The following is a 25,051-nucleotide window of genomic DNA, read 5'->3' on the forward strand; positions in this document are numbered from 1 at the left end:
CACCCATCGAGAAAGTGAGCATCGTGCCCGAGAACCCCGTGGTTCCCCGCCCGGAGTATCCCCGCCCGCAGTTCGTCCGCGCCGCATGGCAGTGCCTGAACGGAACCTGGCAGTTCGAGAGGGACCCCGGCGATTCCGGGCTGGAGCGCGGCCTGCTCGACCGCGACCTGGCCGGGGAGATCGTCGTGCCGTTCTGCCCGGAGGCGCCGCTGTCCGGCGTCGGCGACCCCGACTTCCACCCGGCCGTCTGGTACCGCCGCACCGTCGAGGTGCCGGAGGAGTGGGCGGGGCAGCGGGTGCTGCTGCACTTCCAGGCGGTGGATCACGACGCCACGGTGTGGGTCGACGGCGTCGAGGCCGGCCGGCACCGGGGCGGGTTCACCCCGTTCACCTGCGACCTGGCCGCCGCGGCCGACCCGGCGCACACGTACACCGTGGTCGTGCGTGCCCGCGATCCCCGCAGCGGGCCGCAGGCGCGCGGCAAGCAGGCGACCACCTACGAGGGACGCGGAGCGCGCTACGGACGCACCACCGGCATCTGGCAGACGGTGTGGTGCGAGCCCGTGCCCGGCCCGCACCTCGGCCGGCCGCGGATCAAGCCCAACGTCGCCGCGTCCGCGTTCCGCGTCACGGTGCCGGTGTCGGACAACCGCGCCGGGCACGAGGTGCGGGTGACGGTGTCGGACCAGGCCGGCGAGCTCGCGCAGGCGCGGGCGCGCGCCGACCTCGACCTGTCCGCCGAGGTGTGGCTGCCGCTGCCGGACGATCGGGTACGCCTGTGGCGCCCCGAGGACCCGCACCTGTACGACCTGCGCATCGACCTGCTCGACGGCGACGGCGCCGTGGTCGACACCGCGGCGAGTTACGCCGGGCTCCGCTCGGTCGCCATCGACGGGCACGCCGTCCTGCTCAACGGCGAGGCGTGCTTCCAGCGGCTCGTGCTCGACCAGGGCTACTATCCCGACGGCCTCATGACCGCGCCGACGGACGAGGCCCTGCGCCGCGACATCGAGCTGGCCGTGGCCGCCGGGTTCAACGGCGCCCGGCTGCACCAGAAGGTGTTCGAGGAGCGCTACCTGTACCACGCCGACCGGGCGGGCTTCCTGGTCTGGGGCGAGTTCGGCGACTGGGGAGCGAACACCGGCGGGCCGGCCGGCGACAACCAGCAGCCCACCGCGACGTTCGTGACCCAGTGGCTGGAGGCGGTCGAACGCGACTACTCCCACCCGAGCATCGTCGGCTGGTGCCCGCTCAACGAGACCTGGCAGCGGCTGCACGACCGGATCACCGTCCTCGACGACGTCACCCTGGGCATGTACCTCGCCACCAAGGCGGCCGACCCCACCCGCCCGGTGCTCGACGCGTCCGGCTACGCGCACCGGGTTCCCGGCGCCGACATCTACGACTCGCACTGCTACGAGCAGGATCCCGAGGTGTTCGGCAAGCTGATGGCCGGCCTGGCCGAGGGGGAGCCGTACGTCAACGCCGACCGCGACGGCACGGCCTGGTCGGTGCCGTACCGCGGGCAGCCGTACTTCTGCAGCGAGTTCGGGGGCATCTGGTGGAACCCGGACGTGCGTCCCGGGGAGAGCTCCTGGGGGTACGGCGAACGGCCCACCAGCGAGGAGGAACTCCAGCGGCGCTTCGCCGGGCTGGTCGGGGTCCTGCTGGACGACCCCCGGATGTTCGGCTACTGCTACACCCAGCTCACGGACGTCTTCCAGGAACAGAACGGCGTCTACCGCTTCGACCGTACGAGCAAGCTGGACGTCTCGCGGATCCGCGCGGCGCAACAACGTCCGGCCGCCATCGAGCGGGTCCCCACGTCCTCCGCTTCGCCCACCACGTAGATCGGCGACCTCGATGTCTGGAGCCACAGGCGGGCGGGGCGGGCCGGCCCCGGCCGCGACGACACGCCGGAACTTGACCATCGCCCTGATCAGCGTTCTGGCGCTGCTGTGCCCGGGGATCCCGGCCCTCGCCGAGCCGGACCGCGGGGGCGGCCCGGTCGCCGAAGCCGCGGCGGGGAAGACGATCGAAGTACGCGGCCGGGTGGTGGAGGATCACGGCGGCGCGCCGGTCGAAGGCGCCACCGTGCACGCCTCCAGGTCGGAGGTGTTCGCCACGACCGCGAAGGACGGCACCTTCACCCTGACCGGCGTGCCGGACGGCAGCGCCCTCGTGGTCGCGGCCAAGGAGGGGTACGCCTTCGCCTCCACGACCACGGACCGTACGGTCACCCTCAAGCTCGAGCGCGACACCGCGCCGGCCAGGGCGGAATATCCGCGTCCCGACGCCGACCGGCGCCCGTTCACCGGCGGCGCCTGGATGTCGCTGAACGGCACCTGGTCGTTCGACTTCGATCCCGGAGACGCCGGGGAGCGGGAGCGCTGGTTCGACCCCGGGCACACGTTCGGCAGGGCGATCCGGGTGCCGTTCGGCTACCAGTCGATGGCGGCCTGGGGCGAGGAGACGCTGGCGACCAAGGAGATCTTCCGCAGCGCCTTCTCCTCCTACCGCGGAACGGTGTGGTACCGGCGCTCCTTCACCGTCCCCGAGGACTTCTCCGGCAGGCAGACCAGGCTCCGCATCGGGGCCGCCGACTGGGGCGCGGCGGTCTGGCTCGACGGCGAGCCGGTGCTGCCCTACTCCGGCGACGGCTACACCGAGATCAGCGCGGGGCTGGGCGAACTGGCTCCCGGCTCGACCCACACGCTGACGATCCGGGTGGTCGCGCCCCCGACGACGCCCGGTTCGCCGTACCCCCAGGGCAAGCAGACGGGCGTTCCCGACGGCGAGAACACCGGCTGGTTCAGCGACGTCGGCGGCATCTGGCAGTCGGTGTGGATCGAACCCTACGACGGCGCCCGGCTCACCGGGACCCGGATCACCCCCGAGCTGACCTTCGAGGCGGAGTCACGCACGCCGTCCGAGGCCGCCGCGAAGATCGACCTCGCGGCCGACGGCGCGGCGGACAACGCGACCGTACGGGTGAAGGACCCCCGCGGCGAGGTCGTCGGCACCGCCACCGTGCCGCTGGACGACGGCCGGGGCACGGCGCGGATCCCGATCGAGCGCCCGCGCCTGTGGGAGCCGGACGACCCGGCGCTGTACACCGCCGACGTCCGGCTGGGAGACGACGACGGCGTCAGGACGACCTTCGGGCTGCGTACGATCGAGCGCGAATGGGCCCCCGGCCACACCGGCGAGTACCAGTACATCCACCTCAACAACCGGCCGATCTACGTGCGCGGCGTCCTCGACCAGGGCTACAACCCGTGGGGCCTGTACACCTACACCGGGGTGAGCGCCGGCCCCGACCTGCGCACCGGCAGCGAGGCAGAGCCGGGCCGCGGATCGATCCTGCTCGACCTGAAGAACGCCAAGAAGCTCGGCTTCAACGTCATCAGGAACCACCTCAAGGTCAACGAACCGGCCTACTACCACTGGGCGGACAAGCTCGGGCTGATGATCTGGTACGACCTGCCCAACGCGGGCTGGCACTCCCTGGGTGAGGAGGCGGAACGGCTCTTCGAAGGGCTGCTGCGCACCACGTTCCAGCGCGATCACAACCATCCGTCGATCGTGATCTGGACGATCTTCAACGAGTCGTGGGGGATCAACAAGGAGCCGTGGCAGCAGCCGATCCCGGCGGAGGCGTTCCCGTATGTCCGCAGAATGGTGCGGATCGCGCACGACCTCGACCCGTCCCGGCTGGTCGTCGACAACTCCGCCTGCTGCCAGAACGGCCACCTCGACACCGACCTCAACGACTGGCACTACTACCTGGCCACGTACGACGAGTGGAAGAAGCTCCTCGACGGGTTCGACGCCCAGGTCAAGCCGGGTTCCACCTGGAACTTCAACGACGGAGCACAGAGCGGGCAACCCTGGCTCAACTCCGAGTTCGCCATCAGGGGCGGGCAGTTCCCCCACACGGCGAGCCTCTTCCGCGCCTACCCCAAGCTCAACGGCTACGTCGGCGTGCAACTGGCCGAGACCGAGCAGGAGGTCCACAGCCCGGTCACCTTCGACCGGCAGCCGTACCAGCCGGAGTTCACCGACCACCAGGGCAGGGCCCGCGGCATCGAGATGTTCCAGGGCGACGACGCGATCGCCTTGATGGGCAGGTCGGCGCGGACCGTCGAACGCGGCGGCACGATCGACGTCCCGGTCAAGGTCAGCCACTTCAGCGACCACGACCTCTCCCGGGCGAGGCTGCGCTGGAAGATCGGCGGGTACGACGACGAGGGCCGCTGGATCGCCGACGCCGGCGGCGGCTCGCGCGAGGTCGCACCCGCGCGGTACACCGTCACCGACGCCGGCACCGTGTCGGTCACCGCACCCGCCGGGCTGCGGGCCGGGCATCTGTGGATCTGGCTCGAGGCCGGCGGCAGGGCCCTCGCCGAGAACTACCTCACCTTTGACGCCCCCGGCGGGGAGACCGGCTTCCCCGCCGGCGAGGTGACGGCGCAGGAGTGGACCGGCGGTGCCCAGGCCCACACCACCGGCGGATCGGACTGGGTCACCGGTCACGGCCGCGGCTACTTCGAGTACGAGGTCAAGGTGCCCGAGAAGCCGCGCGGGGCGCGCGGCGCGACCCTGGTCGCGGAGGTCGCCTCCGCCCAGGCACGCGGCTGGTACGACCCCAACAACAAGACCGGCGCTCGCCGCCACCCCACCCGCCTCACCGTGTCCGTCAACGGCAGCCCGCTGCCGCCGATCGAGCTGCCCGACGATCCCCACGGCCCGGCGGCGCTGGCCGGTCGCTCGCGTGGCTCCCTCGCGGGGGACTTCGGCAACCGCTACGGCTACCGCGTCGCCGTCCCGATCACCGGGCGGCAACTCGGCGACGCGGGCACCGTCACGCTGCGCTTCGCCTCCGACGGCGGCGGGCTGTCGATCTTCGGCGCGCGTGCGGGCCGCCACGGCACGCCACCTGCGCTGGCCGGCGGCCGGGTCTCCGTGCCCGACGAACGCCCGCGGTTCAAGGCCGTCGACTCGCGGCTCTCGGTGTACCAGGCTCCGGCCGCGATCGCGCCCGGATCCGGCACCGGGACGGCGATCGTCTCCGTGGTCAACGACACCGGCAAGACGGCGCGGAACGTGCGGGTGCGGATGTCGGCCCCGGAGGGCTGGACCGCGACCGCCGCCGAGCCGGACACGATCGCCTCGCTGAAGCCCGGCCAGGCCCGTCACGTCGCGTACGCCGTACGGGCGGAGTCGGACGTGCTGACCGGCCAGACCGCGGACTTCACCGCCACCGCGAGCTGGGGTGAGCACGCGATCCAGGCGATCAGCAGATCGACGGTGGCGTTCGACCCCGAGACCTACCCCGAGGTCGGCGTGGACGACACCTTCGACACCGACTCCAGCGCCGGCTACACGGTTCACCAGCCGTCGGCGGGCGAGGCGCTGCCGCGGTTGACCTTCGGCGCGGGCAGCCTGCAGGCGCAGGGTCCCGGCGCCTACTACGGGCTGGTCGCCCATGGCTCAGGGCCGCAGAGCTCCCGGGCCGTGGTGATCGTCGACCACGGCAAGTGGGCGGGCACGGGGAAGGGGCAGGACGCCCTGTTCAACGGGCTGGTCAAGGACGAGCGCAACTACGTCATGGCCTGGACCGGGATCAAGGGCCGGCACGGCGTCGACATCAGGATCGACGGCAAGCTCACCAGCGCCTGCTGCGCCACTGCGCCGCTCGAACCCGGCGACCGCTGGGCGTACGTCCTGGACGGCAACACGATCAGCACCTGGGTCGACCGGGGGCGGGGCTGGGGCTGGTCCCAGATCATGACGGCCACGACCCAGGGCCGGATCGACTTCACCCGGCCGGGCGCGCTGAACGGCTGGCACTACGCCGCGGGCCTGCGCGGCAACGCCGGCACCCAGGCGATCGGCCGCCTGGAGGCACGCAGCGCCCCCGGCTGACCGCGCCGGGCCGCCCGGCCGGTCAGCCGCGCGCCCCGTGAGCGCTCGCCGTCAACCGCGCAGCCGTGCGTTGAGCCGTGCGGCCTGTCGCATGAGGTGGTCGCGTTCGGGGACGCTGGGCGCCGATCGTGCGGCTTCGGCGTAGAGCCGTGCCGCGGTCACCGGGTCACCGTCACGCTCGTGCAGGTACGCCGCGACGGCGGCGTGGCGGGGCAGGGCGGGGTCGAGCTCCGCCAGGGCGGCCAGGCCGGCCCGCGAGCCGTCGGCCTCGCCGACCGCGACGGCCCGGTTGAGGCGGGCCACCGGGCTGCCGGTGAGGCGCACCAGTTCGTCGTACCACTCGACGATCTGCACCCAGTCGGTCTCCTCGGCCGTCCTGGCGTCGGCGTGGAGCGCGGCGATGGCGGCCTGGGCCTGGAACTCGCCCAGGCGGTCGCGGGCGAGGGCCGCCTGGAGCACGTCGACGCCCTCGGCGATCAGGCGGGTGTTCCACAGGCCGCGGTCCTGCTCGGCCAGGGGCACGAGCCGGCCGTCAGGGCCGGTCCGTGCCGGGCGCCGGGCGTGGTGGAGCAGCATGAGCGCGAGCAGGCCCGCGACCTCCTCGTGGTGGGTCCTGGCCGCCAGCAGGCGGGTGAGCCGGATCGCCTCGGCGGCGAGGTCGACATCGCCGGAGTAGCCCTCGTTGAAGACGAGGTAGAGCACGCGCAGCACCGTGGCGACGTCACCGGGCTGGTCGAACCGGACGGACGAGACGGTGCGCTTGGCCCTGCTGATCCGCTGCGCCATGGTCGCCTCGGGCACGAGGTAGGCCTGCGCGATCTGCCGCGTGGTCAGGCCGCCGACCGCGCGCAGCGTGAGCGCGACGGCCGAAGCCGGCGTCAGGGACGGGTGCGCGCACAGGAAGTACAGCTGGAGCGTGTCGTCCACCGCCTCGGCCTGGCCGGGCACGGGCTCGCCCTCGACGCGCACCTCGCGGTTCCTCCGGGAGGAATCAGCGCGGGCGGCGTCGAGGAACTTGCGCCAGGCCGCGGTGACCAGCCAGCCCTTGGGGTCGCGCGGCGGGTCGTCCGGCCACACGCGCACGGCCTCGACGAGGGCGTCCTGCACGGCGTCCTCGGCCGCCGCGAAGTCCGCTCCGCGACGGACGAGGACACCGATCACCGCGGGCACCAGCTCCCGCAGCAGCGACTCGTTCACTCGGTCACCGTGGGGGCCTCGTGCATGAAGGGCCGCACCTCCAGCCACTCGTGGATCGGCTTGCCACCCGCACCCGGAGCCGCGGACAACTCGCCGGCCAGCTCCAGCGCCCGCTCGTAGGTCTCGACGTCGATCACCATCCAGCCGGCGATCAGGTCCTTGGTCTCCGCGAACGGGCCGTCGGTGACCGGCGGCCGGCCCTCGCCGTCGTAGCGGACGAACGTGCCCTCCGGGGAGAGCGCCTGGCCGTCGACGTACTCGCCGGTGCTCTCGAGCCGGGCGGCGAAGTCCTGCATGTACTGCAGGTGGGCCGTGAGCTCCTCCGGCGTCCACTGCTCCATCGGCACGTCGTTGACCGCCGCCGGCGCGCCACGGTAGTGCTTGAGCAGCAGGTATTTGGCCATCATGTTCTCCTCTGTGCGGTCCGGCCCATTGTGGCCGGTGTTCACTGCGGGGACGGAGCCGCGCGCGGGTTCTCGACATCCCGCCGCCACTTTTTCTGCGCCGGTCGTCCCGCGCACCTCCTCGGGTGGTGCGGTCAGTCCGGCTGTCGCCGGTCCTGGCGCTCGGCTTCACCGACCGGGCAGGTCGAATGCTCCGTGGCACACGCGCCCCGGTCGCAGAGCCGGCAGATGTACTGTGCGTTCCCGTTGTCCTTGTACAGCTGCGTGAGGATCTTGACGAGCAGGCATGACAGGGTCTGCTGCTCTCCTTCGTCGAGGCATTCGAGCACGCCGCTGAGCGGGGTCGCCCGGGCTCCCAGGATGTGCTGGGTCGTGGCCCAGCCCGTCTCCGTGAGCGAGACGGTGACCCAGTGACTGTTGAAGGGGTGCGGTGAGCGTTTGAGCAGGCCGTCGGCTTCGAGCGTGTCGACCATCCGGGCGGCGGCCGACTGCGTCAGTCCCACTCGCCGGCCGAGTTCCGACACGCTGAGGCCGGGACTGGCGGACAGCGTGACCAGCGCCGTGGCCGCCCGGGCGGCCACCCCGGCGGCGCGGGTCACGTTGCCGAGCGTCACGTCGGTCAGGGCCAGCGCGGTGGCGCCCAACAGGTTCGCCGTCGTGTTGGAATCATGCATCCCTCATTTTAACATGCACTGCTCATGATTGCCGGTCTGTGGCGTGGCGGCGCGGTAGCATCGCCTGGCCCGGCAGCCCCCCGCCGGGGCCACGCGGGAGGTCCCCTATGCGCCGCCGTACCGTCGCGCTGCTGCTCGCGGCGCTGCTCGCGCCGGCCGGTTGCACGGGCGAGGCCGCGGACGGCATGGACCTGAAAGTGGGCGGCGCGTTCGGCGCCCGGCCCACGATCGTCTTCCCCGCCGGCAAGCCGGTGGACGAGCTGCAGGTCGACGAGCCGGCCGCGGGCGAGGGCGAGCGGCTGCGCCCCGGCGACGTGGCGATCGTCCAGTACACCGCGCACGTCTGGAACGGCAGGGACAACCGCCTGGTCGACTCCAGCTTCACCCGGGGCACCCCCGCCGCGTTCCCGGTGGGGCACCTGCTGCCGGGGCTGGAGCGGGCTCTGCGGGGGCGCAGGGTGGGCAGCAGGGTGATCGCCGCCATCCCGCCGGGCGACGGCTTCGGCGCCAACCCGCCGCGGGGGATCGCCGCGGACGAGGAGCTGCTCTACGTCGTCGACATCCTCGGCGCCCACCCCAAGGGCGTGTCGGTCGAGGCGCGCGGCGGCTCGCTGGCCGGCGTGCGCGTCTCCGGCGGCGCCCGGAACAGCGGCCCACCGGCGCTGTCGGTGCCGGCGACCGCGCCGCCCGCCCGGTTCGCGGCCAAGGTGCTGCACCGCGGCAAGGGGCGCAGGATCCGGGCGGGGCAGCTCGTGGTCACCCACTACGAAGGCGCGATCTGGGGCCGGCGCCGCGTCTTCGACACGACCTGGACGACCGGCACCCCCAAAGCGTTCAAGCTCGGCGACGGCAGCGTGATCAAGGCCTGGGACAGGGCGCTCGTCGGCGTACCCACCGGCAGCCGGGTCGTGATGGTCGTCCCGCCCTCCTACGGCTACGGCCGCTCCGGCAACCCCGCGTACGGCGTCAGGGGCTCCGACACGCTCGTCTTCGTCGTGGACGTCATCGCGGCCTACTGACGCCGGCGGGCCCGCCAGGGCCCGCCGGGGCCCGTTCGTGCCGGTCGGAGGCTTTCGTAGACTCCCGCTGTGAGTAGCGACGACCTCGACGCGCTGGCCCTGCTGCACGACCCCGTACGCCGCAGCCTGTACGACGTGGTGGCGGGCAGCGGCGGCGACGTCGGCAGGGGAGAGGCGGCCGAGGCCGCGGGCGTGTCCAGGACCCTCGCCGGCCACCACCTCGACCGGCTGGTCGAGGCCGGGCTGCTGGAGAGCGGCCTGCGGCGGCCGGAGAAGAAGGGGCCGGGCAGCGGCCGGCCCGCCAAGGTCTACCGCAGGGCCGGAGGCGAGCGGTCGGTGAGCCTGCCGCCGCGCGACTACACCACCCTCGCCTCCGTCCTGGCCGGCGTGGTCGACCTGCTCGGCGCCGAGGAGCAGGCCGAGCTGGCGGCGCGCGAGGCGGGCGCGAGGATGGCGGGGCGGCACCGGGGCGAGCCGGTGGAGCGGGTGCTGAGCGAGCGCGGTTACGAGCCCTACGAGGAGGACGGCCTGCTGCGGCTGCGCAACTGCCCGTTCCACGTGCTGGCGAAGGAGCAGCCGCTGCTGGTGTGCTCGGTCAACCTGGCCCTGTGCCAGGGGCTGCTGGAAGGGCTGGGCGACGACCCGGGCAGGGCGCGGCTCGACCCCCGGCCGGGGGAGTGCTGCGTGGCGTTCGCCACTTCTAAAACAAATGAAGATTGACATAGAAGGCGGAGGGGTGATGTGCTGAGCGGCATGCATCTGGCCCAGCTCAACATCGCGCACATGCGCGCGCCCGTCGACAGCCCCGAACTCGCCGAGTTCATCGCCCTGCTCGAACCCATCAACGCCATCGCCGACGCGGCGCCGGGGTTCGTGTGGCGGCTGAAGGAGAGCGAGACCGACCCCACCGCCACCGTCGTGCACGACTACGGCGGCCACCTGCTGATCAACTTCTCGGTGTGGGAGTCGTTCGACACGCTGTGGAACTACGTCTACCGCAGCGCCCACCTGGACGTGCTGCGCCGGCGCAGGGAGTGGTTCCTGCGCGTGGCGGAGCCGTACACCGTCATGTGGTGGATCCCGGAAGGGCACATCCCGCCGCTGGCGGAGGGCATGCGGCGGCTGGAACGCCTCAAGGCCGAGGGGCCGAGCCCCGAGGCGTTCACCTTCAAGGACTCCTACACCAGCAGCGAGGCCGCCAGCCTGCCGGCCGCCGCCGAGGCCAGGAAATAGGGCAGGTCCTCCTCGAGGCCCCTGCCCATCGTCGACAACCGCACCGGAGACCCGCGCAGCGCCTCGTGCAGGCCGTCCACCGGCACCGAGACGAGGCGGTGGCGCACCGCCAGCAGCTCCGCCTGGTCCCTGACCCGCTCGCCGAACTCGCCCGGCAACTCGGGCACCGGCACGTCGGCGGGCGACAGGGCGACCCGGCCGTAGGCGGTCAGCGAGTGGTGCGAGACGCCGTAGTGGCGCTCGCGCCTGTCGCCCTCGCTGACCCGCAGCGCGGCCACCGGCCGCCCCAGCAGCACGCCGGCCGCGTTCACCGCCTCACCCGCCGACACCCCCGAGAAGCCCCAGCGGGTGCCCGTGCCCAGGTTGCCCGGCCCCTGCGTGACGATCGCCAGGTCGGCCTCCATCACGTGCCGGGCCGCCAGCAGCCCGGTGTGGACGGTGACCGCCTCCACGTCACCGCCGAACGACTGCCCGACCGTGACCACGCCCGCCAGCCAGCCGACCTCGCGCAGCCGGGCCGCCGCCATCGAGAACCACGCGGGCAGCGCGCCGCCGTCCAGCATGACGTACGCGACGCGGATCCCGGGTCGTGCGGCGGAGGCGTACAGGCCGCACAGGATCGGCGGCAGCGCCGAATGCAGATCCGCCACGATCACCGGCATGCCGTCCAGCGAGTCGGCCTCGCGCAACAGCTCATGATGGGGGGAGTCCTGCTCGTCGGCGCCCAGCACCGTGGCCTGCAACGGTGTGTACCGGGCCTTCACCAGGTGCCCGGGACCGTCAGGATCTTGCGGCAAACGGTTCGGGACGGCCACCACCATGGCGTAACCTCCCGTACCGAGACCCATCGCGAGCGCGGTCGTGTTGAGCAGCACCTCGTCGCCGGGTTCCGGGCGCCCGACCAACGGCGGATACGCCAGCGCCCGGCACTCCCCCTCGGGGACGGCGACATCCAGCTCCACCGCTCCCGGCCACTCGCGTCGGATCCGGACAACCTCGCCCTTGCGCCATCTGATCACGGGGGCAGGGTAGCGTCGATTGAAGGAGGAGTGAGGCAGATGTCGCGCCGGAAGACAGAACGGTTGCTCAATCTGGTGATCTGCCTGCTCGCCACCCGGCGCCCGCTGTCGGCCGAGCAGATCCGCCACGCCGTCCCCGGTTATGACCGCGACGGCGACGAGGCGTTCCAGCGCATGTTCGAGCGCGACAAGAACGAGCTGCGCGAGCTCGGCATCCCCATCGACGTGGTGCGCGACCCGTGGGAGGACGAGCCCGGCTACCGGATCGAGCGGCAGTCGTACGAGCTGCCCGAGATCACCCTGGAGCCCGACGAGGCCGCCGTGCTGGGGCTGGCCGCCCAGGTGTGGCAGCGCGCCAGCCTGGCCGAGGCCGCCTCGGGGGCGCTGCTGAAGCTGCGCGCCGGAGGCGTGGCCACCGACCAGCCCGTCGGCGCGGCGATGGGCGGGGGAGCGCTGGAGCTGCGCGTCGACACCCGCGACCCGGCGTTCCCCGCACTGTGGAACGCCGTACGCGACCGGCGGGTGGTGCGCTTCGACTACCGTGGCGCCGGCAGCGAGGAGGTTCGCACCCGCACCGTGGAGCCGTGGGGCGTGGTCAGCAGGCGCGGCCGCTGGTATCTCGCCGGCTTCGACCGCGGCAGGGACGCCCCGCGCGCCTTCCGCCTCAGCCGCATCACCGGACAGGTCGCGACGGTCGGCAAGCCGGGCGCCGTCGAGGTGCCGGAAGGCGTCGACGTGCGGTCCATGGTCGGCTACCCCGACGAGGCGATGGACGAGCGGGTCGCCGTGATCCGCGTGCGCCAGGGGACGTGCGAGGGGCTGCGCCAGCTGGCCAGGGCCGTGCACCCCGGCGTGGACGGGTGGGACGACGCCGAGCTGACCTTCTCCGACCCCGAGCGGCTGGCCGGCTGGATGGCCAGCCTCGGCGCCGACGTCGAGGTCGTCGACCCGCCCGACGCCCGCGAGGCCGTCATCCGCCGACTGAAAGGGGCGCTCGCATGAGCGGGTCCGCCGACCGGCTGCCGCGACTGCTGTCGCTGGTGCCGTACTTGATGTCCCACCCCGGGGCGCAGGTCGGCGAGGTGGCCGCGATGTTCGGGCTGAGCGAGAAGCAGCTCATCGACGACCTGCAGCTCGTGTGGATGTGCGGGCTGCCCGGCCACACCCCCGGCGACCTCATCGACGTGTCCTGGGACGGCGGCGAGATCCTCATCGACAACGCCGACACCATCGCCAGGCCGCTGCGGCTGGGCATCGACGAGGCCAGCGCGCTGCTGGTCGCGCTGCGCATGCTGGCCGCCACCCCGCAACTGGCCGACATGCAGGGCGCGGGCGACGCGCTGCCCCGCGTGATGGCCAAGCTGGAGCAGGCGGCCGGTGAGGGCGCGGCCACCGTCAGCAGCCAGGTCGCCGTCGACGTCGAGGCCTCCCCCGACGCCCTGCCACGCGTGCGCGAGGGCCTCACCAAGGGGCGCAGGTTGTCGCTGCGCTACTACGTGCCTGGCCGCGACGAGGTGACGCCGCGCGAGGTCGACCCCATGCGCATCGTGGTCGTCGACGGCCGCGCCTACCTGGAGGGCTGGTGCTACCGCGCCGAGGCGATGCGGCTGTTCCGGCTCGACCGGATGCTCGGCGTCGACGTCCTCGACATGCCCGCCGACCCGCCCGCCGAGGCCGAGCCCATCGACCTCGCCCAGGGGGTCTTCCGGCCCTCGCCCACCGACGAGCTGGTCGAGCTGGAGGTCAGCGCCGCCGGCCGGTGGATCGCCGAGTACTACCCGTGCGAGCAGGTCACCGAGCTGGGCGAAGGGCGGCTGCGGGTGGCGCTGCGCGCCCGCGACCAGGACTGGATCCTCAAGCTGGCGCTGCGCCTCGGTGACACCGGCAGGGTCGTCGCGCCGCCCGCGATGGCCGAGGCCGTGCGCCAGGAGGCCGAGCGGGCCCTGGCGCTGTACGCTCACCGGTCATGACGTGGATACTCCTGGCCGCCGGGCTGTGCCTGGCCGGGCTGGCCGTGCTCGGGGTCGCGGGCGCCCGGGTCGTGGCCGCCGCACGTGACCTGAACAGGGAGATCGCTCAGGTTCATGAGCAATTCAGGGATAAACAGGACGCCAAGGGATGAGGCAGCGGCCCCGGCAGCGTACGATCGGTCGTGAAGGACAGCACTCATTAACCATGAAGGACGTCACATGAACTTGGGAGCTCCGGAGATCATCCTGATCTTGGTGGCCTTGGTCCTGCTCTTCGGCGCCAAGAAGCTGCCCGACCTCGCCCGTGGCGTCGGACGGTCCCTGCGCATCTTCAAGGCTGAGACCAGCAAGATGAACGATGAGGACGACGACAAGCCGACCGTCGTGCAGGCACAGCCCGAGGCCCAGCAGCAGCCGGCCGCGCCGCAGCAGCTCCAGGCCGCGGCCCCCGCGCCGGAGCCGTCGGCCGACGAGCAGGCCCGCCGGCTCGAGGAGCAGGCCGCCAAGCTGCGTGCGAGCGCCCAGGCCGACAAGCGCCCCTGACCCCTCTCCTCCTCACTCCCTGGACTGGTGATGGCGCTGCTGAAACGGTCGGGGCCCAAGCGCAAGCCTGAGCCCGATCCCGAAGGCCGGATGCCGCTCATGGAGCACCTGCGCGAGTTGCGCAACCGGCTGCTCATCGCGCTCGCCGCCGTCGTGGTGGGCCTGATCATCGGGTGGTTCGTCTTCGAGCCGGTGTGGGCGCTGCTCAAGGAGCCCTTCTGCTCGACCGACCAGTCGCGTCAGCTCACCGGCGAGTGCAGCCTGACCTACAACGGCATCTTCTCGTCGTTCTTCATCACGTTGAAGGTCTCGCTGATGGTCGGCCTGGTGCTGTCGTCGCCGGCCTGGCTCTACCAGATCTGGGCGTTCGTCACCCCGGCCCTCTACCGCACCGAGAAGCGTTACACGGTGCTGTTCCTGGCGCTGGCCATCCCGCTGTTCGCGCTGGGCGCCGGGCTGTCCTACTTCATCATGGACACCGCGCTGGGCTTCCTGCTGGGCTTCTCCATCGACGGCACGGTCGCCACCATCTCGATCGACGAATACCTCGACTACGTCCTGATCATGTTGCTGATCTTCGGGGTGTCGTTCGAGCTGCCGCTGCTGCTGGTGTTCCTCAACATCATCGGGGTGCTGTCCCACGCGGCGGTGGCCAAGCACCGGCGGCTGGTCATCTTCCTGATGTTCGTGTTCGGCGCCATCGTGACGCCCGGCGGCGATCCCGTCACCATGATGGCGCTGGCCGCGCCGATGATCGTGCTGTTCGCGGCGGCCGAGTTGTTCATGTACCTGCGGGAGAAGCGCAACCCGGCGAGCGAGTTCGGGCACCTGTCCGACGACGAGGCCTCACCGCTGGCGGCGGACGACACGCCGCTCGACGACGGTTCCGACACCCCCCGCGCCCAAGAGGATTCCGGTTCCGGGCGATAGGCGATAAGTTCCGGGCGTGTCCCCTCAACTCGCCCTGCTCGTCAACCCCGCCGCACGCGGCGGCCGCACCCTGCGCCTGCTGGAGCCGGTTGCGCGCCGCCTGCGCGCCGGCGGGGCCGAGCTGTCGGTGATCGTCGGCGACGACGCCGGTGACGCCCTCGACCGTGCCTGCACCGCCGTCGCCGAGCGCCCGGACGCGCTCGTGGCCTTCGGCGGCGACGGCCTGGTGCACCTCGCCGTGCAGGCCGTGGCCGGCACGGACGTGCCGCTCGGCATCATCCCCGCCGGCACCGGCAACGACATCGCGGCGGCGCTCGGAGTGCCGTGCGGCGACCCCCTCGCCGCCGCCAGGACCGTGCTGCGGATGAGAGCGCGGCGCGTCGACGCCGCCCGCGTCGTGGCGGGGCCGGCGGACGAGTTGTTCGCCGGGGTGATGTGCTGCGGGTTCGACTCGCGGGTCAACGAGCGTGCCAACCGGCTCACCTGGCCGCCGGGGATGGCGCGCTATGTCGTGGCGATGGTGGACGAGTTGCGGTCCTTCCGGCCCATCCCGTTCCGCGTCACGCTCGACGAGGACGAGGTGATCGAGCGGGAGGCCATGCTGGTGGCCGTCGCCAACACGCGTTCGTACGGCGCCGGGATGCGGGTGTCGCCGGACGCCCGCCCCGACGACGGGCTGCTGGACGTGGTGATGCTGGGCGCCGTGTCGAAGGCCGAGTTCCTGCGGGTCTTCCCGAGCGTCTACCGGGGCACACACGTGGGTCATCGTGCCGTGTCGATCCGGCGGGTGCGCAGCGTGCGGCTGGAGGCGGCGGATGTCGTCGCCTACGCCGACGGCGAACGGGTGGGGCCGGTGCCGGTGCACTGCGAGGTCCAGCCTGGGGCGTTACGCGTCCTCGTATGAAATCTCCATAAAGGCCCCTGGTATGGGCGCCCGCGCGCCCGGCCCGCGAGCCCGGCGGGACGGACCGGAATGGCGATTTCGGTAGGCTGGCCGGTATGACAACGCCAGCGGAACGCTATGCGGCCTTCCGTCAGAAGCACGGAGACGACGGGGGCGCTCTCAGATCGTTCCGAGGCCTCTACGACTTCGCGCTGGACGACTTCCAGCTGGACGCCTGCCGGGCTCTGGAGGCCGGTGACGGCGTCCTGGTGGCCGCCCCGACGGGGTCGGGCAAGACGGTCGTCGGCGAGTTCGCCGTCCATCTGGCGCTGGAGCAGGGCCTCAAGTGCTTCTACACCACCCCCATCAAGGCGCTGTCCAACCAGAAGTACAACGACCTGGTCAAGCGCTACGGCACGGCCAAGGTGGGCCTGCTGACCGGCGACAACAGCGTCAATGGCGAGGCCCCCATCGTGGTCATGACCACCGAGGTGCTGCGCAACATGCTCTACGCCGGCTCGGCGACGCTGGCCGGGCTCGGGTTCGCCGTGATGGACGAGGTCCACTACCTCGCCGACCGCTTCCGCGGCGCGGTGTGGGAAGAGGTCATCATCCACCTGCCCGAGTCGGTCCGGCTGGTGGCGCTGTCGGCGACCGTCAGCAACGCCGAGGAGTTCGGCGAGTGGCTGGGAGAGGTGCGCGGCGACACCACGGTGATCGTCGACGAGCACCGCCCGGTGCCACTGTGGCAGCACATGATGGTCGGCAACCGCGTCTACGACATGTTCGTCAGCGACGACCTGACGCCGCGCATCAACCCCACGCTGATGCGGGTGACGCGCGACGCCGAGCGGCTGACCGCGGGCCGGGGCAGGCGCGGCTACGGCAGGCCGCAGCGCTCCCGCCCGCCCGACCGGGTGCAGGTGATCGAGAAGCTCGACGCCGAGGGGCTGCTGCCGGCGATCACGTTCATCTTCTCCCGCGCCGGCTGCGACGCGGCCGTGCAGCAGTGCCTGTACGCCGGCATCCGGCTCACCACCGAGCGCGAGCGGCACGAGATCAGGCAGCTCGTCGACGAGCGCACCGCCCACCTGCCCGACGAGGATCTCGCGGTGCTCGGCTACCTCGAGTGGCGCGACTGCCTGGAGCGGGGCCTGGCCGCGCACCACGCGGGCATGTTGCCGGCCTTCAAGGAGGTCGTGGAGGAGCTGTTCACGCGCGGGCTGGTCAAGGCCGTGTTCGCCACCGAGACGCTGGCCCTGGGCATCAACATGCCGGCCCGCAGCGTGGTGATCGAAAAGCTCGACAAGTGGAACGGCGAGACCCACGCCGACCTCACCCCCGGCGAATACACCCAGCTCACCGGGCGGGCGGGTCGGCGCGGCATCGACGTCGAGGGCCACGCCGTGGTGTTGTGGCAGCCCGGCATGGACCCGCTGTCGGTGGCGGGCCTGGCCGGCACCCGCACCTACCCCCTGCGCTCCAGCTTCCAGCCCTCCTACAACATGGCGGTCAACCTCGTCGGCCAGTTCGGCAGAGAGCGTGCCCGCACGCTGCTGGAGGAGTCGTTCGCGCAGTTCCAGGCCGACCGGGCGGTCGTGGGGCTGGCCAAGCAGCTGCGCAAGCACGAGGAGGCGCTGGAGGGCTACCAGGAAGCCATGACGTGCCACCTGGGTGACTTCCCCGAATACGCCGCGCTACGCCGCCGCCTGTCCGACCGTGAGGCCGAGCTGTCCCGGCAGCGCGGCGCCGCCCGCCGCGCGGCCGCCGTGCGGTCGCTGGAGGCGCTACAGCCGGGCGACGTGATCCGGGTGCCCGGCGGGCGCAGGGCGGGCCTGGCGATCGTGCTCGACCCCGGCCGCAACCCGCGCGGCCGCGCCGCCGGCGCCGGGCCCAGCCCGCTGGTGCTGACGATCGGCAAGCAGGTCAAAAAACTCGACCCGGCCGACTTCCCCGTGCCGGTCGAGCCGCTGGAGAAGCTGCGCATCCCGAAGAACTTCAACGGGCGCTCGCCCAAGGAGCGCGCCAACCTGGTCTCCACGCTGCTGGCCAAGATCGGCGACCGCGACCTGGGCAAGCCGCCCAGGGTCCGCGACCACGCGGTGGAGGACGACGAGGTCAACGAGCTGCGCAGGCGCATCCGGCAACACCCCTGCCACGGCTGCGACGAGCGCGAAGACCACGCGCGCTGGGCCGAGCGCTACCACAAGCTGCTGCGCGAGACCGAAGGGCTGCGCCGCCGGGTCGAAGGCCGCTCCCACGTCATCTCCCGCACGTTCGACCGCATCTGCACGGTGCTGGAGCAGCTGGGCTATCTCGACGGCGAGGCCGTCACCGACGAGGGCCGCCGGCTGGGCCGCATCTACACCGAGCTCGACCTGCTCACCGCCGAGTGCCTGCGGATGGGGTTGTGGGAGGAGCTCGACCCGAGCGAGCTGGCCGCGTGCGTGTCGGCCCTCGTGTTCGAGTCGCGGGCGGCCGACGACGCCCGCAGGCCCAAGATCCCGGCAGGACGGGCCCAGGACGCCCTGACCTCGATGACGCGGCTGTGGGGCGAGCTGGAGGCCATCGAGTCCGACCACGGGCTGTCCACGATCAGGGAGCCCGACATGGGCTTCGCGTGGGCGGCGTTCCGCTGGGCCAAGGGGCACAGCCTCGACGCGGTGCTCCTGGAGGGTGTCAACGGCAACGAGCTGGCGGCCGGCGACTTCGTACGGTGGGTCAAGCAGCTGATGGACCTGCTCGGCCAGCTGGGGAGCGCGGCGCCGCAGGGCAGCAAGATCAAGCAGACGTCGGTCAAGGCCATGGACGCCATGCGGCGCGGCGTGGTGGCCTACTCCTCGCTCACCTGAGCACCCGCCCGCGCGAGCCCCGTACGGGCCGGCGCGCGGGCGTTCCGGGGTACTCCGCAGCGCTGCTTCCCTGGGCTGCTTCCCTGGGCTGCTTCCCTGCGCTGCTTCCCTGGGCTGCTTGCTTGGGCTACTTCCCGGCGCGGCCGCCGAACACGGTCAGTGCCAGGCCGAGCAGGCCGGCGACGACGCTGGCGGCCGTCAGCGCGGCGCCGTCGAGCACCAGGTGCAGCAGGCCGAAGTGACGGTCGAAGACGACGTCGGCGATGAGGCCGCCGAAGCCCTGGATCATGAGGAGCACACCGAGGATTGCCATGCCTCGACGATCGCAGGCCGAGGCGGCCGGATCATCGAACCAAAGTATCGGCGCACCTGTTCCTTGGAACCAGTTCTCAGAAGCATCTTTGACGTTCGGCTGACTTCTGCTAGGACATTATCCCGTTTACATGAGATTTAACGGCGATGCGAAGTGCCGTTCTCATCGGGATTCTCCGGTCAAGTCTCTTTTAAATGGCGAATATGCCGTGCTATATCGCAATTCGGGTGCTAGTGTCCGTTTTGTGCAAGTTAGCCAACGGGGGAGGAATCATGGCTAGCACGCAGTTCACACAGGTCGGCCACCAGCTCGGATGGGGATGCCGTAGGCGGCGTCGTCGCCGCTGGTGCGGCGGATGCCGTCGTCGCCGCTGGTGGGGCTGGGGGTGGTAAACCGCCCCGCTGAGAGCCGGCGGCTCAGCCGCCGGCTCTCATTCTCTGTCTCCGGCCGAGAGCTCGCTCCGGCGATTTCCATTCGCCGCACATTCCGCGAGTTCTGGCCGGACACTCGCGGATTGCGCCGCCTATTCGCGGCCGGTGTCGTCCTCGCCATCGTCGCCGCGCTCTGCGAGGTCGCCGCGATCCGCCTGTTCGGTCACATCACCGATGAAGTGCTCACCACTAAGGAACTCGGTGCGTTCTGGACTCCGGCGTTCACCTGGCTCGGCCTCGCCGCGATCGCGGGGGCGGCGTCCTTCGGCGGGACGTACATCACCGCGCTCGGCGCCGAACGGTTCCTGCTGATGTTGCGCGACCGGGTCTACGCCCACCTGCAGACGCTCGCGCCGGAGTTCTCGGAGAAGCGGCGGCTGGGCGACCTGATGGCGCGCCTGACCGACGACGTCGAGGCCATCGAGGAGCTCGTCGGATCAGGTGTGGTCAAAGCCATCACCACGGTCGCCAGTGTGATCTTCTTCGCGGGAGCCGCCTTCTTCATCCGGTGGGACCTCGCGCTGATCACGATGGCCCTGATCCCGGCGTTCCTGGTGGTCTCCAAGATGTTCGCCGCCAAGTTCAGGATCGCCGCGGCGCGTGAGCGCCAGAGCAACGGCGTCATGAACAGCGTCCTGGAGGAGGGGCTGGCCAACCAGCCGCTCGTGCAGGCGTACAACCGGCAGGACACCGAGTCGCGGCGCCTGCACGGGGAGGGCCGCAACTGGCTGCGCGCCAACATGACGCAGGCCTGGCTGTCCGGTCTGTACGGCCCCGCCGTGCAGGTCATCGAGACCGTGTGCCTGATCGTCATCCTCGGGTTCGGCGCGTGGGAGATCGCCGCCGGCCGGCTGACCATTGGCGGCCTGCTCGCCTTCGCCGCCTATCTGGCCATGCTGTACCCGGCCGTGCAGGGGCTGGGAGAGCTGGCCCTGACGGTGTCCGAGGCGGCGGCCGGGTCCGACCGGGTCATCGAGATCCTGCGGACCGGGGCCACCGTCACCGACGCTCCCGAAGCCGTGCCCGCGGGCAGGAGCAGCGGGCGGATCGTGTTCGAGCGGGTGGGCTTCGCCTACCCGGGACGAGGGCGGCCGGTCCTGCGGGACGTGTCGTTCACCGCCGAGCCGGGCGACGTCGTCGTCATCGCCGGGCCCAGCGGATCGGGCAAGTCCACGCTGGCCAAGCTGTTGCTGCGCTTCTACGACCCGGACGCCGGACGCATCCTGCTGGACGGCGCCGACATCCGGGGCCTGACGCGCCGGTCGCTGCGCGAGAACGTCACGATCCTGCACCAGGAGACGCTGATGTTCTCGGGGTCGGTCCGCGACAACATCGCCTACGGGCGGCCCGGCGCCTCGCTCGACGAAATCATCAGGGCCGCCGAGGCGGCGGGCGTGCACGACTTCGTCAAGGTGCTGCCCCAGGGCTACGACACGCCGGTGGGGCAGCGGGGACGGCTCCTGTCCGGCGGGCAGCGGCAGCGGATCGCGATCGCCAGGGCCATCCTGCGCGACGCGCCCGTGCTGGTGCTCGACGAGCCGATGACCGGGCTGGACGCCGCCACGGCCGCGCAGATCATGCAGCCGCTGCGCCGGCTCATGGCGGGGCGTACGACGCTGATGATCACGCACGACCCGCGGCACGTGCCGGAAGGCGCGCGCAGGGTGGAACTGGAGCCGGTGCGAGTGCCGGAGCGTATCCGGCTCAAGCGCGTCGGCGTCCGCGGCACCCGCTCCCCGGTGCGCTGCTGACCCCCTTCCTGACCCGCCGGATGGTTGCCCCGGCCCGCGACACCCGCCCTACGGGGCGGGTGTCGTGGTTCCGGGCCCGGCTCACCGCCGGAGCGGCCGCCCGCTAGAATCGCGAGGCTCTCTCCGCTTGCGCCCGACCGCGTGGAGAGACCCCCCGTGTCGAAGGCAGGTTCCCCTCGTGACTCCTCCAGTGCCTGGTGGGAGCGGCTTCTCGCGTCCCCATGCCGAGACCGGCGACACCCGGGCTCTGCCCGCAGCGAGCACAGGAGCTCTGCCAGGGAGACGGCGTCTCCGCCGGCTCGCGCGGCAGTCCTCACGCCGGGTCTGATGGGCGACGACCACAGCTCGGCCCGGCCGCTGCGCGCCGACGCCCGGCGCAGCCGGGAGCGGGTGCTGCAGATCGCACAGGAGGCCCTGGCCGGCGACGGGCTGACGATCTCCTTCGACGAGATCGCCCGGCGGGCCGGGGTCGGGGTCGGCACCGTCTACCGGCACTTCCCCACCGAGGAGGCGCTGTTCGAGGCGGTGCTGCTGGGGCGGATCGAGAGGTTCCTGGCCGACGCCCGCGGGCTGGCCACCGCCGAAGACCCGGGCAGGGCGTTCTTCGGCTGGTTCGCGAAGGTCGTCGATGAGGCCGCGGCCAACCAGGCGCTCTGCGACATGCTGGAGAGCGGCTCCCGGACGGCCTTACGGCCGGGCTCCACGCTGGAGGACGACTTCGCCGCCGCGATCGACCGCCTGCTGGCGAGGGCCCAGCGGGTCGGCGCGGTACGCCCGGGCCTGACCGGCCAGGACGTGGCCGACCTGCTGAGAGGATGCCTGGTCGCCGAACGGAGGGCGCGGTCCAGGCGCGGCACGGTGCGGATGGCGGACGTGGTCTGCGACGGCATGCGGCCCTCCGGCTGACCTGTCAGCCTGGGGCACGTCAAGGTGACGTGAGGTGCGCGTCCAGGCCGGTGATGCGCAGGAGCCGTCTCATGGAGGGCGGCGCGCCCGTGACGCGCAGCGGGGTGTCCTGGCTCATGGCCTGATTCTGGGCGGAGACGAGGGCGCCGAGCCCTGCGGCGTCGATGAAGGACAGGCCGCTCACCTCGACGACCAGGCTGAACGTGCCGTTGCGGACACGACCGGCCTCCCGCAGCAGCCGGGTCAGCCGCCCGCGAAGCACCTCGGCGGTGGCGATGTCGAGCTCGCCGGAGACGCTGACGGTCACCGTGCCGTCGTGGCGGCTGGTGGTCAGGTGCAGTGGGTCCATCCGCGTTCTTTCCAGGGCTGGAATCGTCCCGTAGGTGGCGCGAACCCCGCCCTTGCCGTACACGCCGGATGCTGTATTCGGGTTACACGTAGTTTCGTGCGCGTTTCTGGTGGAGTGTACAGGTCCGGCGCCGCGTGTTCAGGGGACTTGCGGGGTTTCGGGGGAAAAGAGAAATCCCGAGGAAAACAATTCCGGTTACCAGATGCAAGATTCCCCGCCCTTCAGCGTCGTTTGGTCCCGAGAAGGATGACCGGCGCAGTCTCGCGGGTCGCCGGGCAGCTCAGGGCGCCGGGACGATGGCAGGCGGGCCATCGCGCCGGCGTCCGTGTGGGCCGTGGCGGGGGCCACGCGGGCGAGCTCGCCGGAGGCGGTGGACCACGGGCGGGCGTGTGGCGAACGGTGTCGCGCGTGGGCCTGTCGTCGTGGAACGGCGCCACCACCCGGTGCTGTTCTCGCGCCGGAGACGACCCGCCGAATTTTAGGGAAATTGTATGATTTGACCGGCATGATCACACTACGCTGCTACCCGGTAAGGTACGAGGGAAAGTACAGAACAGTGTGGATCGCAATCGCAGTGCCGGCCGCCATCGTCGTGGGCATGGTGATCTGGTGGCTCCGCAGGGACCCGGTCGGTGGCGATGCCGCCGGTCAGTTCGAGATGGAGCGGAAGTGGGGCTGGGAGCTCCGGCTCACGCCGGAGGCCCAGGCGGCGTTCATGGAAGGCCTGCGGGCCTACAATGGCGCGGGCAACCGCCTGGCCGTCGCCGGCGAGCAGGGAGTGCTCACGACGTACGACCCGCCGCGGCTCATCTCGCTGCACCTGCTCGCCGACGTGTTCGCCGCCCGAGGGGACGCCGCGCTGCACGACCCGCAGGAGACGGTGGCGGCGCTGATGGACCGGCTGGCGGGGGCCGAGCGGCCGGGAGTGCTGCACCTGCGCCCCGGCTGGCTGAATGACGAGATCGACGGCATGGACCGGGCGCGCTTCACCGAGGCGGTGCGTGAGCTCGTGTGCGGCGCGCGGGCCGAGGGCGTCGTGAGCCGGTCGGCCGATGAGACGACGGGGGCGTTCCAGGTGGCCGTGCTCGGCGAGCCGTCCGCCGCGCAGGCCGGGGAACCGGCGCACGTCAACGGGAGACCGGTGCCCGCGACGGCCGGGCCGGCCACGACCGCGGTCAAGGACCGCGCGGACGAAGCCCCCGTCCCGGACGCTCCGCCCGGGCAGCACGCTCCGCCTGTGCCGGACGCTCGGCCCGGGCAGCACGCTTCGTCCGTGCCGGACACTCCGTCCGTGCTGGACGCTTCGCCCGTGCCGGACGCTTCGCCCGGGCCGGGCGGTGCGCCGGGCGGGCGCGTCAACACGATGATGCTGGATCTGGCCCGGGTACTCGACCGCTACCGGGAGGCTCGCGGCACGCAGCCGGACGCCACCCCCGAGGCGCTGCTGCGCGAGGTCCTGCCGCGCCTGATCGCCTCCGGCGGGCCCGGACTCACCTGGACCCGGCCGCCCTCACAGGACGACCTGCGCATCGTGCTCGCCGGTACGGGCTCGCCCGGGCTGCGCTGACACCGGTGCCCCCGTCGTGCGAGCCTGCGATAGGGAGGGCTCGGACGTGAGCCGGGCATTTGCGGCGCGGCGTCGGGGGTGCGTCGCGCGAGGTGGGACGGCGTGCCGTCAGTTCTCGGCGCGGCCCTGGCGCCAGTAGCCCATGAAGGCCACCGCGCGCCGGTCCATGCCGCGTTCGGCGACCAGGTGCCGCCGCAGGGTCCTGATGACGGACGCCTCGCCGGCCAGCCACGCGTACAGCGGCCCGTACGGCGGCCCGTACGGCGGCGGCGCCTCCTGCGGCACCTCCCACAGCTCCACGGCGTCCACGTCGACGTCGTCGAAGGTGTCGGGCACGGGCAGCGGGGGCAGCAGCCGCCCGGCGGCGGCCCGTACGGCGGGGACGAGGTCCGCGCCGCGCTCGCCTCCGTTCCTGGCCAGCCAGGTCACCTTGACGGAGGCGGCGGTCTCGACAGGGAGGAAGTCGTCCTCCTCCGGCACCTCCATCAGCACCTCGCCCGCCAGCTCGGCGGGCAGCCGCTCCAGCACGCCGCAGATCGCCGGCACCGCGGTCTCGTCCCCGGCCAGCAGCACGCAGCCGGTGCCGGGCGGCGGGCGGAACTCCAGGCCTCCGTGCGTGCCCTCGTAGCGCGCGTCGGGGCCGAAGAGCGCCGCGACGTCGCCGGGGCACACCTTCTCCGCCCACCGCGCGGCCGGGCCGCCGTCGGGGTGCATGACCACGTCCACGTCGAGCTCGCCGGCCTCGGGGCGCACCAGCCTGGCGGTGTAGGTGCGCATCGGGTTGCGCTTGTCGTCGTCGAGCTCCCGCCAGCGCATGTACCAGTCGGGGCCGGTCGGCAGGTACGCCAATCCGTGCTCCGGCACCGGCAGGATCAGCTTGAGCCGCTGGTCGTAGCCGTTGTCGGCGAACACGCGCAGATCGTCGCCCTTGAAGGTGACCCGCAGGAACGACGGGCTCAACCGCTCCAGCCGGTCCACCCGTACGTCGAACATGCGATACGGCTCGGTCATCCCCGTGCACTCTCCGATCTTAATTAGGTGAGCCTAACCTAATCGATCAGAAGCGGTATGGCCAGCCGGGG

22 protein-coding genes are annotated in these 25,051 nt (G+C 72.0%); 15 read left to right on the forward strand and 7 right to left on the reverse strand.

Annotated features, from left to right (window positions below; translation table 11 throughout):
• Positions 1-23: 23 nt before the first annotated feature.
• Positions 24-1,850: a sugar-binding domain-containing protein gene (locus tag ABGB01_RS07450; RefSeq protein ID WP_347771612.1), complete on the forward strand. Its 1,827-nt coding sequence runs from the start codon at positions 24-26 to the stop codon at positions 1,848-1,850.
• Positions 1,851-1,923: 73 nt separating this feature from the next.
• The gene (locus ABGB01_RS07455) at positions 1,924-5,928 is read left to right on the forward strand and encodes a glycoside hydrolase family 2 TIM barrel-domain containing protein (RefSeq protein ID WP_347771613.1); all 4,005 of its coding nucleotides are present in this window, start codon (positions 1,924-1,926) and stop codon (positions 5,926-5,928) included.
• 51 nt (positions 5,929-5,979) lie between these two features.
• On the opposite strand, the gene ABGB01_RS07460 is transcribed toward ABGB01_RS07455, so the two are convergent.
• From ABGB01_RS07460 to ABGB01_RS07470, 3 genes are all read right to left on the reverse strand, one after another.
• The gene (locus ABGB01_RS07460) at positions 5,980-7,125 is read right to left on the reverse strand and encodes a DUF6596 domain-containing protein (RefSeq protein ID WP_347771614.1); all 1,146 of its coding nucleotides are present in this window, start codon (positions 7,123-7,125) and stop codon (positions 5,980-5,982) included.
• A complete protein-coding gene (locus ABGB01_RS07465) occupies positions 7,122-7,529 on the reverse strand; it encodes a YciI family protein (RefSeq protein WP_347771616.1) in 408 nt (135 codons plus the stop codon). The genes ABGB01_RS07460 and ABGB01_RS07465 overlap by 4 nt, the downstream gene beginning before the upstream one ends.
• Before the next feature lie 134 nt (positions 7,530-7,663).
• Positions 7,664-8,203, reverse strand: a complete 540-nt coding sequence (locus ABGB01_RS07470; protein ID WP_347771618.1) for a MarR family transcriptional regulator — start codon at positions 8,201-8,203, stop codon at positions 7,664-7,666.
• A gap of 107 nt (positions 8,204-8,310) precedes the next feature.
• Here ABGB01_RS07470 and ABGB01_RS07475 point away from each other — a divergent pair, with 107 nt between their 5' ends.
• The 3 genes from ABGB01_RS07475 (at position 8,311) to ABGB01_RS07485 (ending at position 10,455) form a co-directional block, all read left to right on the forward strand.
• The gene (locus tag ABGB01_RS07475) at positions 8,311-9,222 is read left to right on the forward strand and encodes an FKBP-type peptidyl-prolyl cis-trans isomerase (RefSeq protein WP_347771620.1); all 912 of its coding nucleotides are present in this window, start codon (positions 8,311-8,313) and stop codon (positions 9,220-9,222) included.
• A gap of 69 nt (positions 9,223-9,291) precedes the next feature.
• Positions 9,292-9,942: a transcriptional regulator gene (locus ABGB01_RS07480; protein WP_347771622.1), complete on the forward strand. Its 651-nt coding sequence runs from the start codon at positions 9,292-9,294 to the stop codon at positions 9,940-9,942.
• Positions 9,943-9,975: 33 nt separating this feature from the next.
• A complete protein-coding gene (locus tag ABGB01_RS07485) occupies positions 9,976-10,455 on the forward strand; it encodes a DUF3291 domain-containing protein (RefSeq protein ID WP_347771624.1) in 480 nt (159 codons plus the stop codon).
• Here ABGB01_RS07485 and ABGB01_RS07490 read toward each other — a convergent pair.
• On the reverse strand, positions 10,401-11,474 hold the full coding sequence (locus ABGB01_RS07490) for a DUF3866 family protein (protein ID WP_347771626.1): 1,074 nt from the start codon (positions 11,472-11,474) through the stop codon (positions 10,401-10,403). The two genes, ABGB01_RS07485 and ABGB01_RS07490, sit on opposite strands and share 55 nt — an antisense overlap.
• Before the next feature lie 39 nt (positions 11,475-11,513).
• Here ABGB01_RS07490 and ABGB01_RS07495 point away from each other — a divergent pair, with 39 nt between their 5' ends.
• From ABGB01_RS07495 to ABGB01_RS07525, 7 genes are all read left to right on the forward strand, one after another.
• Positions 11,514-12,476, forward strand: coding sequence for a WYL domain-containing protein (locus ABGB01_RS07495; RefSeq protein ID WP_347771628.1), 963 nt, complete (start codon positions 11,514-11,516; stop codon positions 12,474-12,476).
• Complete coding sequence (locus ABGB01_RS07500; protein WP_347771630.1) at positions 12,473-13,444, forward strand: WYL domain-containing protein; 972 nt, start codon at positions 12,473-12,475, stop codon at positions 13,442-13,444. Before ABGB01_RS07495 ends, ABGB01_RS07500 begins: the two co-directional genes overlap by 4 nt.
• Positions 13,441-13,596 (forward strand): hypothetical protein, encoded by a 156-nt coding sequence (locus tag ABGB01_RS07505; protein ID WP_347622110.1) that lies wholly within the window; start codon positions 13,441-13,443, stop codon positions 13,594-13,596. Before ABGB01_RS07500 ends, ABGB01_RS07505 begins: the two co-directional genes overlap by 4 nt.
• A 67-nt stretch (positions 13,597-13,663) precedes the next feature.
• The gene (tatA, locus tag ABGB01_RS07510; protein WP_347771632.1) at positions 13,664-13,987 is read left to right on the forward strand and encodes a Sec-independent protein translocase subunit TatA; all 324 of its coding nucleotides are present in this window, start codon (positions 13,664-13,666) and stop codon (positions 13,985-13,987) included.
• Positions 13,988-14,017: 30 nt separating this feature from the next.
• Entirely contained in the window at positions 14,018-14,917 is a 900-nt protein-coding gene (tatC, locus tag ABGB01_RS07515) for a twin-arginine translocase subunit TatC (protein WP_347771634.1), read from the forward strand.
• Positions 14,918-14,933: 16 nt separating this feature from the next.
• Positions 14,934-15,821, forward strand: coding sequence for a YegS/Rv2252/BmrU family lipid kinase (locus tag ABGB01_RS07520; protein WP_347771636.1), 888 nt, complete (start codon positions 14,934-14,936; stop codon positions 15,819-15,821).
• Between the two features lie 95 nt (positions 15,822-15,916).
• Positions 15,917-18,652, forward strand: a complete 2,736-nt coding sequence (locus ABGB01_RS07525; protein ID WP_347771638.1) for a DEAD/DEAH box helicase — start codon at positions 15,917-15,919, stop codon at positions 18,650-18,652.
• Between the two features lie 127 nt (positions 18,653-18,779).
• Here ABGB01_RS07525 and ABGB01_RS07530 read toward each other — a convergent pair whose 3' ends face one another.
• The gene (locus tag ABGB01_RS07530) at positions 18,780-18,965 is read right to left on the reverse strand and encodes a hypothetical protein (protein ID WP_347771640.1); all 186 of its coding nucleotides are present in this window, start codon (positions 18,963-18,965) and stop codon (positions 18,780-18,782) included.
• Positions 18,966-19,479: 514 nt separating this feature from the next.
• Here ABGB01_RS07530 and ABGB01_RS07535 point away from each other — a divergent pair.
• Both ABGB01_RS07535 and ABGB01_RS07540 read left to right on the forward strand, forming a co-directional pair.
• Positions 19,480-21,147: an ABC transporter ATP-binding protein gene (locus ABGB01_RS07535; protein WP_347771642.1), complete on the forward strand. Its 1,668-nt coding sequence runs from the start codon at positions 19,480-19,482 to the stop codon at positions 21,145-21,147.
• 327 nt (positions 21,148-21,474) lie between these two features.
• On the forward strand, positions 21,475-22,053 hold the full coding sequence (locus tag ABGB01_RS07540; RefSeq protein ID WP_347771644.1) for a TetR/AcrR family transcriptional regulator: 579 nt from the start codon (positions 21,475-21,477) through the stop codon (positions 22,051-22,053).
• A gap of 19 nt (positions 22,054-22,072) precedes the next feature.
• On the opposite strand, the gene ABGB01_RS07545 is transcribed toward ABGB01_RS07540, so the two are convergent.
• Positions 22,073-22,402, reverse strand: a complete 330-nt coding sequence (locus ABGB01_RS07545) for an STAS domain-containing protein (RefSeq protein WP_347771646.1) — start codon at positions 22,400-22,402, stop codon at positions 22,073-22,075.
• A gap of 598 nt (positions 22,403-23,000) precedes the next feature.
• Between ABGB01_RS07545 and ABGB01_RS07550 the strand changes: the two genes are divergently transcribed.
• The gene (locus ABGB01_RS07550; protein WP_347771648.1) at positions 23,001-23,969 is read left to right on the forward strand and encodes a hypothetical protein; all 969 of its coding nucleotides are present in this window, start codon (positions 23,001-23,003) and stop codon (positions 23,967-23,969) included.
• A 108-nt stretch (positions 23,970-24,077) separates the two neighbouring features.
• On the opposite strand, the gene ABGB01_RS07555 is transcribed toward ABGB01_RS07550, so the two are convergent.
• Positions 24,078-24,980 (reverse strand): siderophore-interacting protein, encoded by a 903-nt coding sequence (locus ABGB01_RS07555; protein WP_347771650.1) that lies wholly within the window; start codon positions 24,978-24,980, stop codon positions 24,078-24,080.
• Between the last annotated feature and the right edge of the window lie 71 nt (positions 24,981-25,051).

Origin of the sequence: Nonomuraea sp. B5E05 (assembly GCF_039880665.1) — a bacterium.
GTDB lineage: Bacteria > Actinomycetota > Actinomycetes > Streptosporangiales > Streptosporangiaceae > Nonomuraea.

What these genes read in the sequence shown, in the direction of transcription:
- ABGB01_RS07505 (WP_347622110.1), top strand. Translation starts at nt 13,441, where the DNA reads ATGACGTGGATACTCCTGGCCGCCGGGCTGTGCCTGGCCGGGCTGGCC.
- tatA (WP_347771632.1), top strand. Translation starts at nt 13,664, where the DNA reads ATGAACTTGGGAGCTCCGGAGATCATCCTGATCTTGGTGGCCTTGGTC.
- ABGB01_RS07475 (WP_347771620.1), top strand. Translation starts at nt 8,311, where the DNA reads ATGCGCCGCCGTACCGTCGCGCTGCTGCTCGCGGCGCTGCTCGCGCCG.
- ABGB01_RS07495 (WP_347771628.1), top strand. Translation starts at nt 11,514, where the DNA reads ATGTCGCGCCGGAAGACAGAACGGTTGCTCAATCTGGTGATCTGCCTG.
- tatC (WP_347771634.1), top strand. Translation starts at nt 14,018, where the DNA reads ATGGCGCTGCTGAAACGGTCGGGGCCCAAGCGCAAGCCTGAGCCCGAT.
- ABGB01_RS07500 (WP_347771630.1), top strand. Translation starts at nt 12,473, where the DNA reads ATGAGCGGGTCCGCCGACCGGCTGCCGCGACTGCTGTCGCTGGTGCCG.
- ABGB01_RS07525 (WP_347771638.1), top strand. Translation starts at nt 15,917, where the DNA reads ATGACAACGCCAGCGGAACGCTATGCGGCCTTCCGTCAGAAGCACGGA.
- ABGB01_RS07470 (WP_347771618.1), bottom strand. Translation starts at nt 8,203, where the DNA reads ATGCATGATTCCAACACGACGGCGAACCTGTTGGGCGCCACCGCGCTG.
- ABGB01_RS07545 (WP_347771646.1), bottom strand. Translation starts at nt 22,402, where the DNA reads ATGGACCCACTGCACCTGACCACCAGCCGCCACGACGGCACGGTGACC.
- ABGB01_RS07555 (WP_347771650.1), bottom strand. Translation starts at nt 24,980, where the DNA reads ATGACCGAGCCGTATCGCATGTTCGACGTACGGGTGGACCGGCTGGAG.
- ABGB01_RS07485 (WP_347771624.1), top strand. Translation starts at nt 9,976, where the DNA reads ATGCATCTGGCCCAGCTCAACATCGCGCACATGCGCGCGCCCGTCGAC.
- ABGB01_RS07550 (WP_347771648.1), top strand. Translation starts at nt 23,001, where the DNA reads ATGGTGATCTGGTGGCTCCGCAGGGACCCGGTCGGTGGCGATGCCGCC.
- ABGB01_RS07540 (WP_347771644.1), top strand. Translation starts at nt 21,475, where the DNA reads ATGGGCGACGACCACAGCTCGGCCCGGCCGCTGCGCGCCGACGCCCGG.
- ABGB01_RS07465 (WP_347771616.1), bottom strand. Translation starts at nt 7,529, where the DNA reads ATGGCCAAATACCTGCTGCTCAAGCACTACCGTGGCGCGCCGGCGGCG.
- ABGB01_RS07530 (WP_347771640.1), bottom strand. Translation starts at nt 18,965, where the DNA reads ATGGCAATCCTCGGTGTGCTCCTCATGATCCAGGGCTTCGGCGGCCTC.